Raw genomic sequence first — 16,866 nt, 5'->3', positions numbered from 1 at the left:
GGGCGCTACGCCGGGCCGGTGCCCAGCGCGCCCTCGATCGTCTTCATCGACCAGCCGACCGCCGACAGGTACGCCTTGGCCAGCTCGCTGGACGACACCGGCGACGCCGCCAGGGCCTGCTCGTCGGCGAGCTCGTAGGCGCGGACGGTGGCCAGCACCTGCCCGAGCCGGCCGTGGCCGTCGACGAGCGCCTCGACGATCTCGACGGTCAGCGGCAGCCGGTTGGCGATCTCGGCGATCGGCTCGGAGATCAGCTCGGCGACACCGGCCAGCAGCCCCACGGTGAACGCGGCCTCGCCGGAGAGCCCGAGCCGCTCGGCGACGGTCTGGCAGAGCCGGGCCCGGGCCATGGTGCTGGACAGCTGCTCCTCGCTGGCCGACTCGGCGACATCGCTGACGAGCATGAGCGCGGCCCACTGCCGGATCTTCGCCGAGCCCAGCAGGACGACCGCGTCGCGGACGGACGCGACCCGGCGGGGCAGCCCGCTCGCCGCCGAGTTCGTCGCGCGCAGCACGCGATAGGACAGCGCCGGGTCGCCCTGCACGATCGCCGCGACCTTCGCCAGATCCGCGTCCTCGGCCGTGACCGCGCCGAGCAGCTCCAGCCGCCGCAGCCGCGACGGGGACAGCGCGACGGCGCTGAGCACCTGGGGCCGGCCGACCGCGTAGCCCTGCAGCAGGTCGAAGCCGAACCGCTTGGCCAGCAGGATGTGCTCCTCGGACTCGAGGCGCTCCGCGACCAGCTTCACCCCCGGGTATCGCCGGCACTGCTCCACCACCGCGGCCAGCTCGTCCGGCTCCCGGATCAGCAGGTCCAGCTTGACGTAGGCGGCCAGCCCCAGCAGCCGCTCGTGCCCGAGGCCGAAGACGAAGTCGTCGAGCGCGATCTCGTAGCCCTGCTCGACCAGGCGGGCCGTGCCCGACAGCACCGCGCCGTCGATCTCGACGGTCTCGAGGATCTCCAGGATCGCGTGGTCGGGGTCGAACGGCAGCGGCAGGTCCCCGACGAGAAACTCCCGGGTCAGGTTGATGAAGCACTTGCGACCGCCGACCAGCTGCTCCAGGCCGAACTCGGTGAACGCGTTGACGATGACCTGACTTGTCGCGTACGAGCTGCGCCGGGTCGCCTCGAGGTCCTCGGAGGCACCGCGGAAGAGCAGCTCGTAGCCCACGACGTGGCCGCCCCAGTCGTAGATGGGCTGGCGGCCGATGTGCACGAGCTGAGTGGAGTCGCGGGAGGAGGTTGCTGCGGGCTGCACGCAGGACCGATCGGCACTCAGCCCTGCAACCAAAGAAAAACCTCAGAACTACCCGTTCGCCACCGATCAGGTGGACAACGACCAGAGGTGCGGGAAGGAACAGCGGGCGGTGCCGAAGCGGCTTTCGCAGTACGTCGTGCCGATCGGCATCGTGCTGATCATCTTGATGATGGTCGTGCCGCTGCCCGCGTTCGTGCTCGACGCGCTCATCGCCGCCAACATCACCCTCGCGCTCACAATCGTGCTCGTCAGCATGTATGTGAAGCGCGCCCTCGACTTCTCGTCGTTCCCGTCGCTGCTGCTCATCGCGACGCTGTTCCGGCTGGCCCTGAACATCAGCGCGACCCGGCTCGTGCTCACCAACGGCTTCGCCGGCCACGTCATCGACGCGTTCGGCCACTTCGTCGTCGGCGGCTCACTCATCGTCGGCCTGGTCATCTTCCTGATCCTGTTCATCATCCAGTTCATCGTCATCACCAAGGGCGCCGAGCGGGTGGCCGAGGTCGGGGCCCGGTTCACCCTCGACGCGATGCCCGGCAAGCAGATGGCGATCGACGCCGACCTCAACGCCGGCCTGATCGACGAGGCGACCGCGCGCAAGCGGCGCACCGAGGTCACCTCCGAGGCGAGCTTCTACGGGGCGATGGACGGTGCGTCGAAGTTCGTCAAGGGCGACGCCATCGCGGCCATCATCATCACGATGGTCAACCTGGTCGGCGGCTTCGCGATCGGCATGCTGCAGCGGGGACTGTCGCCGCAGGACTCGATCACGACGTACTCGCTGCTGTCCGTCGGTGACGGCCTGGTCTCGCAGATCCCGGCGCTGCTGCTGTCGGTGGCCACCGGCCTCATCGTGACCCGCTCGGCCAGCGACGGCGACATGGGCTCGACCGTCAGCAAGCAGCTCAGCCAGCACCGCAACGCCCTGCTCATCGCCGGCGGCGCGGCCCTGGCCCTGTGCCTGGTGCCGGGCCTGCCGAAGCTGCCGTTCCTGCTGGCCGGCGGCGGGGTGCTGGCGATCGCGCTGCGGCTGCCGAAGCAGACCGGCGAGCCGAGCGCCGAGGACCAGGCCGCGCTCGCCGCGGCCGAGGCCGACATCGCCCCGCCGGACCCGACCGAGGTGCTGCTGGGCGAGATGCGCGTCGACCCGCTCGAGCTCGCCCTCGCCCCCGACCTGGTCGACTTGGTCGAGGCCAGCGGCGGCGATCTGCTCGAACGCGTCCGCGCGCTGCGCCGCAAGGTCGCGCTGGAGCTGGGGATCGTGATGCCGCCGGTGCGCACCCGCGACGACCTGGACCTGCCCCTGTCGCACTACGTGGTGCGGATCAGCGGCGTCGAGGTCGGCCGCGGTCAGGCCCCGCCCGGGACCGTCCTGGCCATCGGCGAGGGCCTGGACTTCCTGCCCGGCCGGGCCGGCGTCGAGCCCGTCTTCGGCCTGGCCGGCAAGTGGGTCCCGGCCGAACTGCGGCACCAGGCCGACCTCACCGGCGCCACCGTCGTCGACCGCGCGTCCGTCATCATCACGCACCTGGCCGAGATCGTCCGCGTGCACGCCAGCCGCTTGCTCGGCCGCGAGGACGTGCGCGCGCTCACCGAGATCGTCAAGCGCTCGCACCCGGTCGTCGTCGAGGAGCTCACCCCGGCCGCGCTCAGCCTCGGCCAGGTGCAGCAGGTCCTGCAGGCGATGCTCGACGAGGGCGTGCCGATCCGCGACCTGGTCCGCATCTACGAGGCGCTGTCGCTGCAGGCGAAGCAGTCCACCGACGCCGACAGCCTGCTCGAGGCCGCCCGCGCGTCCCTGGGCCCGGCCATCGCCAACCGCTATTCACAGGACGGCACCCTGACCGCTATTACGTTGGAGCCCCGGCTGGAACAGCAACTGCTGGAATCGATGCGCCCGACCGACAACGGCCTGCAGCTGCTCATCGACACCGGCCGCGCCGAGTCCATTCTGGCCGACCTCACGCGCCTCACCGAACAGGGCGAGGAGCGCGGCGTGAGCCCCGTCCTGGTCTGCTCGCCACAACTGCGCAACGCATTGCGCCGCCTGGTGCAGATGGCGCTACCGCGTTTGCCGGTTCTGTCGTACTCAGAGATCACCGGGAGTACGCTGCGAATTGAGACTATTGGGGTGGTGAACGGTGCCTACCCGGTTGCTGCTTGAAGGTCGTGACCTCGAGGAACTGCTCGCGCAAGTGCGCGACGAACACGGGCCCGACGCTGTCATCATCTCGGCCGAAAAGGTCCGGTCCGGTGGCGTCGGCGGTCTTTTCGGCACGCAGAAATATGAGCTGACGGTCGAGGTTCCGAGCCCCGGCGAGGTCGTTTCCGCCCCCGCTGAGACCACTTCATCATCTGCTCCCGCCACCGACCAAGACGACACGCCGAAACGCCAGATCAGCATCGAAGATTTGGCCGCGATGGCGGATGCGGCGGAACGCCGGGGCGAAAACCCGACGGCCGCGTCCGCATTCGCCGAATTGCTGGCCGAGGCCCAGCACAAAGAGCAGCAAACGGCGGCGGGGGTACTGCCCGATCGCCCGGCAACCGCCGCCGACGCCCTGCACCGCCTCTTGGCCGCGGAGCCGACGGCACCGAACGAGCCGGCCGAGCCCGCCGCCCCGTCGGTCCGCCCCATCCGCGCGGGCGCCGACCAGCCCGTGGCCAAACTGAGCCTGCGCACACCCCCGCCACCGGCCGCCGCCCAGGCCGCCCAGCACAACCCCGCGGCCCGCCCCGCCACACCACCGGCCAACCCCACGCCGGTCCGAAACGCCACGCCCGCCGCGCCCGCCCAGTCCGCAGCCGCCCAGTCCGCCGCAGCACAGTCCGCCGCCGCCCGGCCCAACAACGCCGCCACGAAGCCGGCCGGTAAAACTGCGGCGGCGAAGGCGAACGGCGGCGCAACGACGGCGGCGGAGAAACCACCGGCGAAGACCACCGACACCCAGCCCCCCACCGCGAACGCGCCGGCCGCGAAGGCTTCGGGCACCAGGACGCCGCACGCCGGGCCTTCCGACAGCAATACGTTCGCAGCGAGCACGGCCGAAGCGAACGGCACCCAGACCCGAGCCGCCCAAACCAGAGCCGCCCAGACGGAAGCCGCCCAAACCGGAGCCGACCAAATCCGGGGCGCCCAAACGAGAGCCGACCAGATCCGGGCCGCCCAGTCGAAGGCACCCGCCGCCGGCCCCGCGTCCGCGCCGCCGTCCGCGAAGGCCGCCCCGCCGCCCACCGTCAGGCCGGTGACCGCCCCGCCCGCCGGCTGGACCCCGGCCAACCCGCCGACGATCCGCCCGGCCGCGCCGCCGGCCACCGCCACACCCGCGGTCGACTCAGCGCCGCCGGCCCCATTCCCGCCCGCCGCATTCCCGCCGCCGGCGCCGGCACCATCGGCCGAATTCCCGCCTCCGGCCGCATATCCACCGCCCGCATATCCACCGGCCGCGCACCCGTCGGCCGCGTATCCGCCGCCGGCGACGACGGCCTTCCCACCGCCGCCGGTCATCGACCCGCTCGTGTCGGCGGGCATGGACCCGGAGGTCCCGCCGGGAATCGACGTCGACTGGAGCCGCCTCGAACAGGACTGGCTGCGCGGCGAGCCCGACCCCTGGAGCGCACAACGGGGTGCGCGCCGGTACAGCACCGACAGCCCCGCCGACCTCGCCACCGTCGCCTGGGGGCGGCCGTCGACCGGCTCGGGTCCACCACCCCCGCTCGGCGTGCCGATGGCCACCGGCGACGCCCTGCGCAGCGCGTCCGGGCGGCGCGCGGGGGGCCGGTTCGCGCCGCCACCGGAGTACGCCCGGGCGTTGGGCTACCCGGCCCGGCAGAAACTCCCCACGGCATCCGGATTCCCGGCACCGCCAGGGTTCCCAGCGCCGCCGGAGCTCCCCGCGTATGGGGACGCAGCCTATGGCGACGCCGCGCCGGCGGGGTTCGCCGTGCCGTCGCGGCCGGCTCGGGCCCGAGCGACCACCGCACCACCCGGGGCCGCGGCGCCGTCGCGCTCCGGCCGACCAGCAGGCCCGCTCCCGCCGACCCGGGCAGCGTCGCCCGGCCGGCTGGGCGGCACCTTCCCGCGGGGCCCGGTGCCCCCGCCGCCGGCCTGGACCGGCGCGGACGGGTGGACCGGGTCGCCCGGACCGGACGGATCGCCGTATGAAGACGACGGTCTCGCACCTGATGGACCAAACCGTAGTGAGCCGGGTCAGTTCCGGCCGACCGATTCCCCGCAGGAGTCCCGAATGCCTGTTGAAGCGACCGCCACGGTGGAGAAGCCGCGTACCCCGCCCGCGAGTGAGCGGCTGGGCGGCGCGTACGCCCAGCAAACCTCCGCGGCCGCCGAGGCCGCCGCGGCCATGGCCGAGAAGGGTGACCGCACGGACCGCGGCCCGAACGGCGGCAACGGCGGTGCCACGGTGCTGGCGCGGAAGTTGCAGTCTCTGGGAGTACCCCCGGATATTTCTGTTCGTGCGACCACGGGCGACACCTATGGGGCCATCGTCGAGGCGTTCACCGCCCTTCCGGTCGCCGACCCGGCGCCCGACGCCCCCGGCGAGACCCTGATCGTGGTGGGCGAGTCGACGCACGCGATGGAGGTCGCCCGGTTCGTGGCCGAGGCGCAGCGGCTCGACGCCGACCACATCCTGTTCGCCGGCCGCAACGCCGCGGCCGCGGGCATCGACGGCAAGCGCCGCATCACCGGTGCGCACGACGCCCGGCTGTGGGCCAAGAAGCTGCGCAAGTCCGACGCGCCGAGCGTGGTCGCGGTCGAGGCGGCCCTGGACGAGGCGACGTGGGCGGCGGCGATCGTGGAGGCGGTACGACCGGTGGCGGTCTGGGTCGTCGTCGACGCCAGCCGCAAGACCTCCGATGTCGCTCACCACCTGCAGGGCCTGCGCCGCGTCGACGCGATCTGCCTGCGCGGCACCGGCTCGAGCGGCGACCCGGCCAGCCCGCTGTCGCTGCGGATGCCGGTGGCTCTGCTCGACGGCCGCCCGTCGACCCCGTTCCAGTGGGCGGCGATGCTGTGCGAGCGGCTGAGCCTGGTGGGTGAGTAGATGCTGGGTATGGCGCGCTACTCGACGCTGCTCCTGGCGTTGCTGATCGCGTCCCCGGCCCTCTACGCCGGCTTCGTGACCCACGCGCTCGACGTCAAGACGGCCCTGCTCCGCCTGCTGATCGCGGTGCCGGTGGCCGCGGTGATGCTGGCCGTCTTCCGCATGATTACGCGGGGGTACGGTCACAAGCCCGACGAGCCCCGCAAGCGCCCGGACACGCCGGAAGGCGCCACCGAGCCGGGCACCGACGAGCCGGTGCGGGCCGAGGCCGTCGCGGGCGAGCCGTTCCAGCAGCGGCGCGCCGAGGACTCCTAGCTAAATATTGTCGGACGACCGGGTCTGCAGCTGGTATCGGCTCGCGACCGGGTTCCACACGCCCAGGAACCGGTTCTTGGCGTCCGTGGCGTTCTTCGACTGCTTCTGGGCCTCGTCGTAGTACGACTGCCCACCGCCGCCGCAGCCGGAGCTCTGCTGCGCCTGCGCCCACTGCACGAAGCTGCGGTCGGCCGCGAGGGAGAAGCCGAGCGACTCCTTGAGCGCGGCCCGCACCTGCTCGCCCTCGGGGATCGCGGACAGGTCGAACTTGCCGATGTTGTCGATCTGCGCCTCGCGCTCGGTGCCGGCCGCCCGCATGTCCCCGATGGCCTTCTCGACGAGCGTGCAGTTGCCCATGAGCTGGATCGCGTCGTTGAGCTTCTTGCGGCTGGACACGCTCGCGTTGAGCAGCGCGTCGACGGCCGCCGCCTGCGCCACCGGGTCCGCGCTGGCCTTGGTCGTGGCCGCCGCGGTGGTCGGTGCCGCCGCATCGGTCGTGGCCGGGGCCGTGGTCGTCGGGCCGCCGGTCGCCGTGCCCGAGGCCGCGACGGGCGGTGTCGGATTGTCGTCACCGCCGCCCTTGAGCTTCACGACCGCGATGACGGTGCTGGCGATGACCAGCACGACGACGATGACGGTGAGCGGCAGCAGGGCCCGCGAGCGGGTGGGCTTGAGCGGCTGGTAGTAGCCGGGGTCCGGCGCGCCCGAGGCGGGCGTGATGGAGATCGGCGTCGGCGACATGGGCATACCCGGATACGGCGCCCCCGAGACCGGCGGCGGCACCTGCGTATATCCACCCGTCGGATACTGCGGATAGGCCGCCGGAGCAGGCTGCGGATAGGCCGCGGGCGCGGACTGCGGATAGGCCGCGGGGGCGGGCGGCGGGAACTGCGGCATCGGCGGGAACTGCGGCGCCGGCGGCTGTCCCGGCCCGGACACCGGATGCACGTCGTACGCCACCGGCGTCGGCATCGGATACTGGCCGCCCCCGGGCGGCGCCGAGTTCGGATACTGCCCGCCCACGGGCGTCAACGGCGACCCGCACTGCGAACACTGCGTGGCGCCGGGCGCGTTGCCGGGGAAATAGCACGTGGGGCAGGGCATGCGACGAGCCTAACCAGCCGCCACAACCAGCCGGATCCACCATGCGTCCCCGCGTCGGTGACGAATCGACGGACCCCGCACCCACCACCCGCCGACGGGTGCGCCCGACCGGCCATGGTGGCAGGCTCGACCCCATGACCCTTTCCGGCGACCGGTTCGACGTCGTGGTGGTCGGGGCGGGCCCGGCCGGCTCCGCCGCCGCCCTGGCCGCCCGCAACGCCGGGGCCACGGTCCTGCTGCTGGACAAGGCCGGCTTCCCCCGCGACAAGCCCTGCGGCGACGGCATCGCCCCGCACGCCGTGGACGTGGCCCGGGCGCTGGGCGTCACCGACCTCACCGCGGGCTACCCCCCGGTCCCGGCCCTGCGCCTGGCCGGCCCCGGCGGCGCCGAGGTCGCCCGCCCGCACGCCCGCCCGGCCTACACGATCCCCCGCGAGGTCTTCGACGACCGCCTGGTCCAGGCCGCGGTGCGGGCCGGCGCCACCCTGCGCCGCCACACCGTCCGGCGGGTCGAGGACCGCGGCGACCACGTGGTCATCGACGGCGAGCTGCGGGCCGGGGCGGTGGTGGGCGCCGACGGGGCCTACTCGCTGGTCCGCAAGACGCTGGGCCACGCCCCGAACGCCCCCGGTCACCTGGCACTGGCCATCCGCGGCTACGCGCACGCCCCGCACCTCGCTCCCGAGCAGCGGATCATCACCACCGAGTCGGGCTGGCCAGCCTATGCCTGGGCGTTCCCGATCGGCGACGGCCGCGCCAACATCGGCTACGGCGAGGTCCTCCGCGGCCGCCCGCTGACCCGCACCCGCCTCCTGACCCGCCTGGCCGAGCTCCTCCCCGACATCGACACGGCCGGCGCCACCGGCCTGCGCGCCCACCACCTGCCGCTGTCGACCCACCGCCCACCGCCGGGCCGGGGCCGCCTCCTGCTGGCCGGCGACGCCCTTTCCCTCATCAACCCGTTCACCGGCGAGGGCATCTTCTACGCCGTCCTCTCCGGCGCCCTGGCCGGCGCGGCCGCCACCCACACCGACGACCCGGCCGGCCGCTACCGCCGCGCCCTCCGGTCCCGCCTGGGCCGCCACCTGCGCCACTCCCGGGCCGCCGCCGCCCTGAGCCAGCGCCGCTGGATCGTCGACGCCGCCGTGCACGCCGCCGACCGCGACCAGCGGGTGTTCGACGCCCTGATCGAGCTGGGCCTCGGCGACGGCCTCCTGAGCCCCCGCACCCTGGCCGCCATCACCCGGGCGGTCCCGTCTCGCCGGGGCTGACCAGCCCGGTCTCGTAGGCGAACACGACGGCCTGGACGCGGTCGCGCAGGCCCAGCTTGGCGAGCACCCGGGCGACGTGGGTCTTCACCGTGGCCTCGGAGAGGAACAGGCGCGCGGCCAGCTCGGTGTTGCTCAGGCCCTGCGCGACCAGGTGGAGCACCTCGAGCTCGCGCCGGGTCAGGCCGGCGACGCCGCGCCGCGGGTCGGTCGGGCGAGCGGGGCCGGGGCGGCGGGCGAAGCGTTCGACGAGGCGGCGGGTGACGGCCGGGGCGAGCAGCGCGTCACCGGACCGGACCGTGCGGACGGCGAGGACGAGATGCTCCGGGGTGATGTCCTTGAGCAGGAAGCCGGCGGCACCGGCGCGCAGCGCGGCGTAGACGTATTCGTCGAGGTCGAACGTGGTCAGGATGATGATGCAAGGATCTTCGGGGGTACCCGTCACCAGGCGCCCGGTCGCCTCGAGCCCGTCGAGGTCAGGCATCCGGATGTCCATGAGCACGACATCGGGGCGGGTGCGGCGGACGACGTCGATCGCCGCGAGCCCGTCGGCGGCCTCCCCGACCACGTCGATGCCGTTGGCTGCCAGGATCATCCGGAAGCCGGTCCGGACCAGGGCATGGTCGTCGGCGATGACGACCCGGACGGCCGCGGTCACACCCGCTCCAGAGGAAACGCGGCCCGGACGGCGAAGCCCTCGTGCTCCGGCCCGGCCCGCAGCGTCCCGGCAAGCACGGCGACCCGTTCCCGCAGCCCGATGAGCCCCCGCCCACTGCCCGGACCGCCCGCGCCACCCGGGCCCGACCGCGCCGAGCCGGTGTCGGTGACCTCGACGCGCAGCTCGTCGGCGCCGTAATGCACGTCGACCCGCGCACCGGCCCCGGCCGCGTGCTTGACGGTGTTGGTGAGCGCCTCCTGGACCACCCGGTAGGCGGCCAGGTCGACCCCGTCGGGCAGCGGCCGCGGCGTGCCGTGCACGGCGAGCGCGACGGCCACGCCACTCCCCCGCACGCCGCTGACGAGCGCTTCGAGCCGGTCCAGCCCGGGCAACGGCTCCAACGCGGCCGGGCGACACAAGCCTGGTCCTGGATCGGCGCCGTCGGCCGGCGCCGGGCTCGGCTCGGTCGCGAGCAGCCCCATCACCTGGCGAAGGTCGGTCATCGCGGCCCGACCGCTGGCCTCGACCGCGAGCAACGCGCCGATGGCCTGGTCGGGCGCGCCGGCCAGGGTGTGCCGGGCCGCGCCGGCCTGGATGATCATCATGCTGACGTGGTGCGTCACGACGTCGTGGAGCTCGCGCGCGATGCGGGCGCGCTCCTCCGCCTCGGCCGCCCGCGCCGCGGCCGCGAACCGCTCCCGCTGCTCGGCCGCCCGCCGCTGCCAGGCCCGGCGCCCGTTGGCGGCGAGCACCACGGGGACCAGGATCGCGAACGGCACATACTCGTTCGGCACGGTCGGCAGCGACGAGTCCGGCGCCGCCATGGCCGCCAGCGCCGCCACGGCCAGGCCGGCCAGCGCCGGCACCCGGTACGGGCTGAACGCGGCGGCACTGTAGGCCGCGACGACGCAGGCGTAGAACTCCGGCCGCACCGCCTCGGCCGGCGCGAGCAGCATCGCACCGGTGACGATCCACAGCACCGCGAGCGGATAGCGCCGCCGCCAGGCCAGCGCCACACCGGCGACGACGGCGACGGCCACCGGCCCGGGCCACGCATCACCCGCATGCTCGCGGGCGTACTGCACCCCGACCCCGGTCAGCACCAGCGCGAGGGCGGCGTCGAAGAGCCACGCCCGCCGGTCCGGCCGCGGGCGGGGGCCGGTGGGCCGGGCCAGTTCCCGGGCCCGGTCGCGGAGCCGCCACATCACCCCATTCTCTCCGGCGCCGCGGCCCGGCGACATCCGCTGCGGCGCCGAGCCCCGCTACATCGCTGGACTACATCGCGGGGATGAGCCGGCGGCCGGTTCAGCCGGCGGAGGCACCCGGGTCCGGCCGTGGCCCGACGCGCGGCCGCCGGGGCCGTCCATAGCCTCGCCGGATGAGAGCTTGGTGGACGGTCGTGCGCTCAGGTGTGCGGCGCCGGCGGATCGCGTTCGTCACCGTCGGGTTGAGCACGGCGGCGGCCGTGTCGGCGGCGGTGCTCGGTGGCGGGCTGATGGTCGCGTCGGACGGCCCGTTCGACCGCGCGTTCGCCGCTCAGCGGGGTGCCCACCTGACGGTCGAGGTCGACCCGGGCCGGGCCGCGGCCGCGCAGGTGGCGCGCACCGGCCAGGTCACCGGGGTCACCGCGGTGGCGGGGCCGTTCGCCACGGTGGCGGCGACACCATACGGCGGGCCCGGCACCGGCTGGATGGAAGGCAAGGAGATGTCGGCGCTGCGGATCGCCGGGCGGGCCACGCCGGTCGCGGCGGTCGACCGCGTGGCCGTCGTGACCGGCCGCTGGGTGACCGGCCCCGGTGAGATCGTGCTCGCGGCCGACCCGCCGCCACCGCCGCTCGGCAGCACCGTGGTCTTCCCGGACCGGCCGGGCCGACCGGCGCTGACGGTCGTGGGCACCGCGCGCTCGGCCGGCCACAGCGCCGACGCCTGGGTCGCACCGGACCAGGTCGCGGCGCTGACCACCCCGGGCTCGCCGGTCGGCTGGCAGCTGCTCTACCGGCTCGGCCAGGCCAGGACGGAGGCCGAGGTCGAGGCGGCACGGGCCGCGATCGTCGCCGCGCTGCCGCCGGAGTCGGTCCGGGGTGCGCAGTCCTGGCTGGTGGTCCGCGCGACGGTGACCGGCGGCGCGACCCTGTATGTGCCGTTCCTGCTCGTCTTCGCCCTGCTGAGCCTGATGCTCAGCGGGTTCGTCGCCGCCAACACGATCGCCGGGGCGGTGAGCGCCGACCGGCGCCGGATCGGCGTGCTCAAGGCCGTGGGGTGCGGCCCCGGCCAGATCCTGATGATGTACCTGGCCCAGGTCCTGATCCCGGCGTCGGCCGGTGCGGTCCTCGGCCTGGTCGCCGGCGAGCTCCTCGCGGTGCCGATCCTCGCGGAGACCGCGGACGTCTACGGAGTCGCCGGCCCGGGCCTGCCGCCCGGGGTCGCCGCCGCCGCGACCGCCGCCGTGCTGGCCCTGGTCGCCGCGGTCGCCGGGGCCGCGGCGGGCCGGGCCGCGCGTCTGGCCGCGGTCGAGGTCCTGGCCACCGGCCCGGCCCGGCCGATCGGCAAGGCCAGGTCGGTATCGATCTGGCCGCTGCCGGCGCCGGTCGCGCTCGGACTGGCCCGGACCATGAGCCGGCCCGGCCGCGCCGCCGCCGTGTTCGCCGCCGTGGTCTTCGGCGCCACCACCGTCACCCTGGCCGCCGGGCTCACCGCCTCCCTCGGCCGGCTGCAGGAGGCGCGCCCGCGCGGCGGCGACGTCCTCGTCACCGTGCCGCCGGCGGCCGGCCCGGACCAGGATGCGGTCACGCGGGCCATCGACGCGCAGCCCGGGACCGGCGCCCGGTACGGCGTTGCGGTCACCCAGGCCGTGCTCGCCGGCCGGCCCGGCGCGATCATCGTCTCCGCCGTCACCGGCGACGCCTCGGGCGCGTACCGGCTCACCGTCGGGCGCTGGTTCGAACGGCCCGGCGAGGCGGTGGTGGCCACGGCGTTCCTGACCGCGGCCGGCCTGCGCGTCGGTGACTCGGCCACCGTCGACGTGCACGGCACCGCCATCGCGGTGCGGCTGGTCGGCGAGGTCTTCGATACCTCCAACGGTGGCCTGAACCTGATGACCGACCTGGCCACCGTCGCGGTCGCCGAGGCCTTGCCGGAGCACAGGGAGTACCACATAACCCTGCTCTTCGGCAGTGATCCGTCGGGCTATGCCGACCGGCTGAACCACTCCCTGGCCGGGACCGGAGCCACCGCCGAGCCCATCCCGGACCGGACGAGCGGCAGCCTGCTCACCGCCATCGCCCTTACCACCGCCCTGGGCGCCGTGCTCGCCGCCGTCGCCGCCCTGGGCGTCCTCAACGTGGTGCTGCTGGAGGTGCGGGCCCGGGCCCGCGACATCGGCATCCAGAAGGCGATCGGCATGACGCCGGTGCAGACCGTGGCCGCGATCGTCGCGTCCGTGCTCGGGCCCGGGCTGCTCGGCGCGGTGGCCGGGGTGGTGGCCGGCCGGACCCTGCACGGACTGCTCGTGCCGGCCATGGGCCGCTCGGCCGGCTTCACCCTGCCGGCCGGTGTCACCGCCGCGCTGCCGCCGTCCGTCCTGGTGCTGCTGGCCGGGGCCGGGGTGCTCATCGCCGTCGCCGGGGCTCTTCCGCCGGCGGTGTGGGCGGCGCGGGTGCGGACCGTCGGCGCGCTGCGCGCGGACTGAGCACTCGCCGAGCCTGTAGGCCGTCAAGCTCGGATTTATGAACGGGTTGGCCGGCAAACCGTAAAAGCCCAGGTCGGCTCGCAGACCTCACCGAAACAGTCGGACAGCGCCACTGAGCGTCGATTCAGCCCGGGGCCCTGGTGCAGTAATCTTCGCCGGGGGTGATGCAGTGGCGGGCTCGGACAGCGGGAGCGATGCCGCCATCGACCCTGCGCTGTCGCAGCTCGCGCGGCAGTGGCTGGCGGCCGTGCGGCAGACCAGCTACCTGGACCTGACCGCGGACGCGCTGAAGCGGTTCTTCGAGGAGCAGACGGTCCGGCTGACCGGCGCCCTCGAGCAGGGCGACTCCACGGCGGCCGCCGAGGTCGGGGCCGCGCTGGTGTCCGTCGGGCTCAACAGCCCCGAGGCCCTGCAGCGCTCGATCAGCGTGCTCATGCCCAACGCGACCGGCGACGTGCTCGGCGGGTTCGCGGCCGGCTTCGCGCGGGCCGAGCGGCAGAAGATCCTCGACGACCAGGAGCGCATCCGCCGGGCCTGGACCCGCGCGCTCACCGACGCCGAGCACACCCTCCAGCGCGAGCTGCACCACCAGGCCCACCACGACCCGCTCACCGGCCTGCCCAACCGGGTGCTGCTCTACGGCCACCTCGCCGAGGCGCTGCGCGACGCCGGCGACGGGTCCCGGATCGGCGTGTGCTTCCTCGACCTCGACGAGTTCAAGACCATCAACGACACACTCGGGCACGGCTACGGCGACCAGCTGCTCGTCGCCCTGGCCGACCGGCTGCGGGGCTGCGTCAACGCGGCCGGGCATTTCGTGGCCCGGGTCGGCGGCGACGAGTTCGTGGTCGTCGTGCGCGACACCAAGGGGCCGGACGAGCTCACCGAGCTGGCCGAGGCGATGCTGGAGGCGCTCGCGAAGCCGGTCCGGCTCGACGGGCACGAGCTCGCGGTGTCGGCCAGCATCGGCATCGTCGAGCAGGCCGCGGCCGGGGCCGACCCCGAGGAGCTGCTGCGGGCCGCCGACGCCACGCTCTACCTGGCGAAGGCCGACGGCCGCGCCCGCTACGCGGTGTTCGACGCCCAGCGCAACGCCCAGCAGCTGCTGCAATACGGGCTGACCGGGCGCCTGGCGGGCGCGCTCGAGCGCGGCGAATTCGAGCTGGTCTACCAGCCGCTCGTGGGCCTGGCCGACAATCGCCTGCACGGGGCCGAGGCGCTGCTGCGGTGGCGCCACCCGGAGCTGGGCACGGTCTCGCCCAACACGTTCATCCCGGTCGCCGAGCAGTCCGGCATGATCCTGCCGCTGGGCCGGTGGGTGCTGCGCGAGTCGTGCCTGGCCGCGGCCGCCTGGCAGGCGAGCCACCCCGGGCACCCGCTGTTGATCAGCGTCAACGTCTCCCCGCGGCAGTGCAGCGACCCGCGACTGCTCGACGACGTGCGGGCGGTGCTGGCCGAGACCGGGCTGGCCCCGGGCAGCCTGCAGTTGGAGCTGACCGAGACGGTCCTCATGCAGGAGACCGGCCGCCCCGTGCAGACCCTGCGCCAGCTGGCCGACCTGGGCGTGCGGATCGTCATCGACGACTTCGGGATCGGCTACTCCAACCTGGCCTACCTGCGCCACCTGCCGGTCCACGGGCTGAAGCTGGCCGGGGCGTTCATGGCCGGCATCCGCAAGCTGGAGAGCGACCACGTCGACGAGCAGATCGTCGAGACCGTCATCCGCCTCGCGCACACGCTGCAGATGACGGTCACCGCCGAGGGCATCGAGACCGCCGACCAGGCCGCCCGCCTGGCCGCGCTGGGCTGTGACCTCGGCCAGGGCTGGCATTTCGGGCGGCCCGTGGAGCCGGCCCGGATTCCCCTTACGCGCTCACCCGCTTCAACCTGATCCATCGATACCCGTAGGGCCCGAGCGCCAGCTCGGAGAAGTCCCCGACCTCCGGGTAGTCCTGGTCGCCGAACACCGCGTTGGGGTGGTTGGTCCCGGCGTGCAGCGAGCTGAGGTCCACGACGACGTCCTCGGTGCCGAGGTTGTGCAGGAAGAGCATGGAGCCGGTCGGCCCGTCGGCCCGATGCGCGAGCACGCCCGGCGGCAGCGCCTGGTCGATCGCGGTGCAGGTGCCGTTGCCGACCTCGGGGCTCTCCCGCAGCGTCCGAATCATCCGCTCGAACCAGGCCAGCAGCGACTGGTCGTCGCGGCGCTGGGCGGTCACGTTGACCTCTTCGTAGCCGTACTCGCCCTTGCTGATCACCGGCCGGATCGGCTCGGCCGACGAGAACCCGCCGTTCGTGTCGTAGGACCACTGCATCGGCGTGCGGATCGCGTAGCGGCCCACCTGGGACAGGTCCTCCCCCATCCCGATCTCCTCGCCGTAGCGCAGGACCGGCGTGCCGCGCATCGTGAACTGCAGCGAGTACGCCAGCTCGATCCGGGTCCGGTCGCCGCCGAGCATCGGCGCCAGCCGGCGGCGGATGCCGCGGCCGTAGAGCTGCATGTTCTCGTCCGGGCCGAACTCGGTGAAGACGTCGTCGCGCTGCTCGGCGGTGAGCCGGGACAGGTCGATCTCGTCGTGGTTGCGCAGGAACGTGGCCCAGTGGCCGCCCGGCGGCAGCTTCGGGGTCGTGCGCAGCCACTCGATGACGGGCTCGGGGTTCTGCCGGGCCAGGGCCAGCACCAGGCGGCCGTTGAGCATGAAGTCGAAGAGCATGTGGATGCGGTTGCCGGTGCCGCCGGCGTCGCCGAAGTACTCCGGGAGCTTCTCCGGCTCCACGTTGGCCTCGGCCAGCAGCACCGCGTCGCCGCGCCGCCACTGCACGTGCGAGCGCAGCTCCGAGAGGTAGTCGAAGTCCATCGGGCTGTTCGGGTTGCCGGGCTCGGTGAGCTCGATGATGAACGGCACCGCGTCCATGCGGAAACCGGCCACGCCGAGCTGGATCCAGAACGCGAGCACCTTCTTGATCTCGGCCCGGACCTCCGGATTGCTGAAGTTGAGATCGGGCTGGAAGTTGTAGAAGCGGTGGTAGTACCAGGCCCGGGCCTTGCGGTGGTACGTCCACGTCTCCGACTGCTCGCCCGGGAACACCATGCCCTGGTGGCGGTCGGCGGGCTCCTTGTCCGCCCAGACGAACCAGTCGCGATACGGCGAGTCCGGCGACGACACCGCGGACTGGAACCACGGGTGCTCATCCGATGTGTGGTTCACCACCAGGTCGATCATCACCTTGATGCCGCGGTTGTTCGCCTGATGCAGCAACTCGGCGAAATCGCCCAGAGTGCCCAGCCGCGGGTCGACGTTGTAGAAGTCGGTGACGTCGTAGCCGTCGTCCTTGCCGGGCGTCGGATGGATCGGGCTGAGCCACAGGCAGTTGACTCCGAGCCTGGTCAGGTAGTCCAAGCGGCTGATCAGACCCTGAAAGTCGCCGATGCCGTCGTCGTTGGAGTCCTGGAACGTCTCGACGTCCAGGCAATAGATGACACTCTCGGTGTACCACCGCTCGCCCATGCGGT

General features: G+C 73.6%; 11 protein-coding genes. 6 read left to right on the top strand and 5 right to left on the bottom strand.

Annotated features, from left to right (window positions below; all coding sequences use genetic code 11):
* Positions 1 to 5: 5 nt before the first annotated feature.
* Positions 6 to 1,217 (bottom strand): EAL and HDOD domain-containing protein, encoded by a 1,212-nt coding sequence (locus tag ACIA8L_RS26990; protein ID WP_395909159.1) that lies wholly within the window; start codon positions 1,215 to 1,217, stop codon positions 6 to 8.
* 151 nt (positions 1,218 to 1,368) lie between these two features.
* On the opposite strand from ACIA8L_RS26990, the gene flhA reads away from it, so the two are divergent.
* Genes flhA through ACIA8L_RS26975 form a run of 3 tightly spaced genes read left to right on the top strand, consistent with a single transcriptional unit; the run spans position 1,369 to position 6,637 of the window.
* Positions 1,369 to 3,423, top strand: coding sequence for a flagellar biosynthesis protein FlhA (flhA, locus tag ACIA8L_RS26985; RefSeq protein WP_395909157.1), 2,055 nt, complete (start codon positions 1,369 to 1,371; stop codon positions 3,421 to 3,423).
* Positions 3,401 to 6,322 carry a hypothetical protein gene (locus ACIA8L_RS26980; RefSeq protein ID WP_395909155.1) on the top strand — a complete coding sequence of 974 codons (2,922 nt, stop codon included), beginning with the start codon at positions 3,401 to 3,403 and terminating at the stop codon, positions 6,320 to 6,322. Before flhA ends, ACIA8L_RS26980 begins: the two co-directional genes overlap by 23 nt.
* On the top strand, positions 6,323 to 6,637 hold the full coding sequence (locus tag ACIA8L_RS26975) for a hypothetical protein (protein WP_395909154.1): 315 nt from the start codon (positions 6,323 to 6,325) through the stop codon (positions 6,635 to 6,637).
* On the opposite strand, the gene ACIA8L_RS26970 is transcribed toward ACIA8L_RS26975, so the two are convergent.
* Complete coding sequence (locus ACIA8L_RS26970; protein ID WP_395909152.1) at positions 6,638 to 7,741, bottom strand: hypothetical protein; 1,104 nt, start codon at positions 7,739 to 7,741, stop codon at positions 6,638 to 6,640. It abuts the gene before it with no gap.
* A 134-nt stretch (positions 7,742 to 7,875) separates the two neighbouring features.
* On the opposite strand from ACIA8L_RS26970, the gene ACIA8L_RS26965 reads away from it, so the two are divergent.
* The gene (locus ACIA8L_RS26965) at positions 7,876 to 9,012 is read left to right on the top strand and encodes an NAD(P)/FAD-dependent oxidoreductase (protein WP_395909151.1); all 1,137 of its coding nucleotides are present in this window, start codon (positions 7,876 to 7,878) and stop codon (positions 9,010 to 9,012) included.
* Here ACIA8L_RS26965 and ACIA8L_RS26960 read toward each other — a convergent pair.
* Positions 8,981 to 9,604: a response regulator gene (locus tag ACIA8L_RS26960; protein WP_395909718.1), complete on the bottom strand. Its 624-nt coding sequence runs from the start codon at positions 9,602 to 9,604 to the stop codon at positions 8,981 to 8,983. The two genes, ACIA8L_RS26965 and ACIA8L_RS26960, sit on opposite strands and share 32 nt — an antisense overlap.
* Before the next feature lie 59 nt (positions 9,605 to 9,663).
* Entirely contained in the window at positions 9,664 to 10,872 is a 1,209-nt protein-coding gene (locus tag ACIA8L_RS26955; RefSeq protein ID WP_395909149.1) for a sensor histidine kinase, read from the bottom strand.
* Between the two features lie 173 nt (positions 10,873 to 11,045).
* On the opposite strand from ACIA8L_RS26955, the gene ACIA8L_RS26950 reads away from it, so the two are divergent.
* The gene (locus tag ACIA8L_RS26950; protein ID WP_395909147.1) at positions 11,046 to 13,355 is read left to right on the top strand and encodes an FtsX-like permease family protein; all 2,310 of its coding nucleotides are present in this window, start codon (positions 11,046 to 11,048) and stop codon (positions 13,353 to 13,355) included.
* Between the two features lie 169 nt (positions 13,356 to 13,524).
* On the top strand, positions 13,525 to 15,246 hold the full coding sequence (locus ACIA8L_RS26945; RefSeq protein ID WP_395909146.1) for a putative bifunctional diguanylate cyclase/phosphodiesterase: 1,722 nt from the start codon (positions 13,525 to 13,527) through the stop codon (positions 15,244 to 15,246).
* Here ACIA8L_RS26945 and ACIA8L_RS26940 read toward each other — a convergent pair.
* A complete protein-coding gene (locus ACIA8L_RS26940) occupies positions 15,221 to 16,861 on the bottom strand; it encodes an alpha-amylase family protein (RefSeq protein WP_395909145.1) in 1,641 nt (546 codons plus the stop codon). The two genes, ACIA8L_RS26945 and ACIA8L_RS26940, sit on opposite strands and share 26 nt — an antisense overlap.
* Positions 16,862 to 16,866 lie beyond the last annotated feature (5 nt).

The organism is Dactylosporangium sp. NPDC051541 (genome assembly GCF_044454505.1).
Classification (GTDB): Bacteria; Actinomycetota; Actinomycetes; order Mycobacteriales; family Micromonosporaceae; genus Dactylosporangium.
The sequence above is the reverse complement of the archived record's forward strand: the minus strand, read 5'-3'. Positions and strand labels throughout refer to the sequence as shown.

Excerpts from the sequence above, each read along its gene's own strand:
- ACIA8L_RS26975 (WP_395909154.1), top strand. The coding sequence starts at position 6,323 with ATGCTGGGTATGGCGCGCTACTCGACGCTGCTCCTGGCGTTGCTGATC.
- ACIA8L_RS26970 (WP_395909152.1), bottom strand. The coding sequence starts at position 7,741 with ATGCCCTGCCCCACGTGCTATTTCCCCGGCAACGCGCCCGGCGCCACG.
- ACIA8L_RS26965 (WP_395909151.1), top strand. The coding sequence starts at position 7,876 with ATGACCCTTTCCGGCGACCGGTTCGACGTCGTGGTGGTCGGGGCGGGC.
- ACIA8L_RS26960 (WP_395909718.1), bottom strand. The coding sequence starts at position 9,604 with ATGATCCTGGCAGCCAACGGCATCGACGTGGTCGGGGAGGCCGCCGAC.
- ACIA8L_RS26955 (WP_395909149.1), bottom strand. The coding sequence starts at position 10,872 with ATGTGGCGGCTCCGCGACCGGGCCCGGGAACTGGCCCGGCCCACCGGC.
- ACIA8L_RS26950 (WP_395909147.1), top strand. The coding sequence starts at position 11,046 with ATGAGAGCTTGGTGGACGGTCGTGCGCTCAGGTGTGCGGCGCCGGCGG.
- ACIA8L_RS26940 (WP_395909145.1), bottom strand. The coding sequence starts at position 16,861 with ATGGGCGAGCGGTGGTACACCGAGAGTGTCATCTATTGCCTGGACGTC.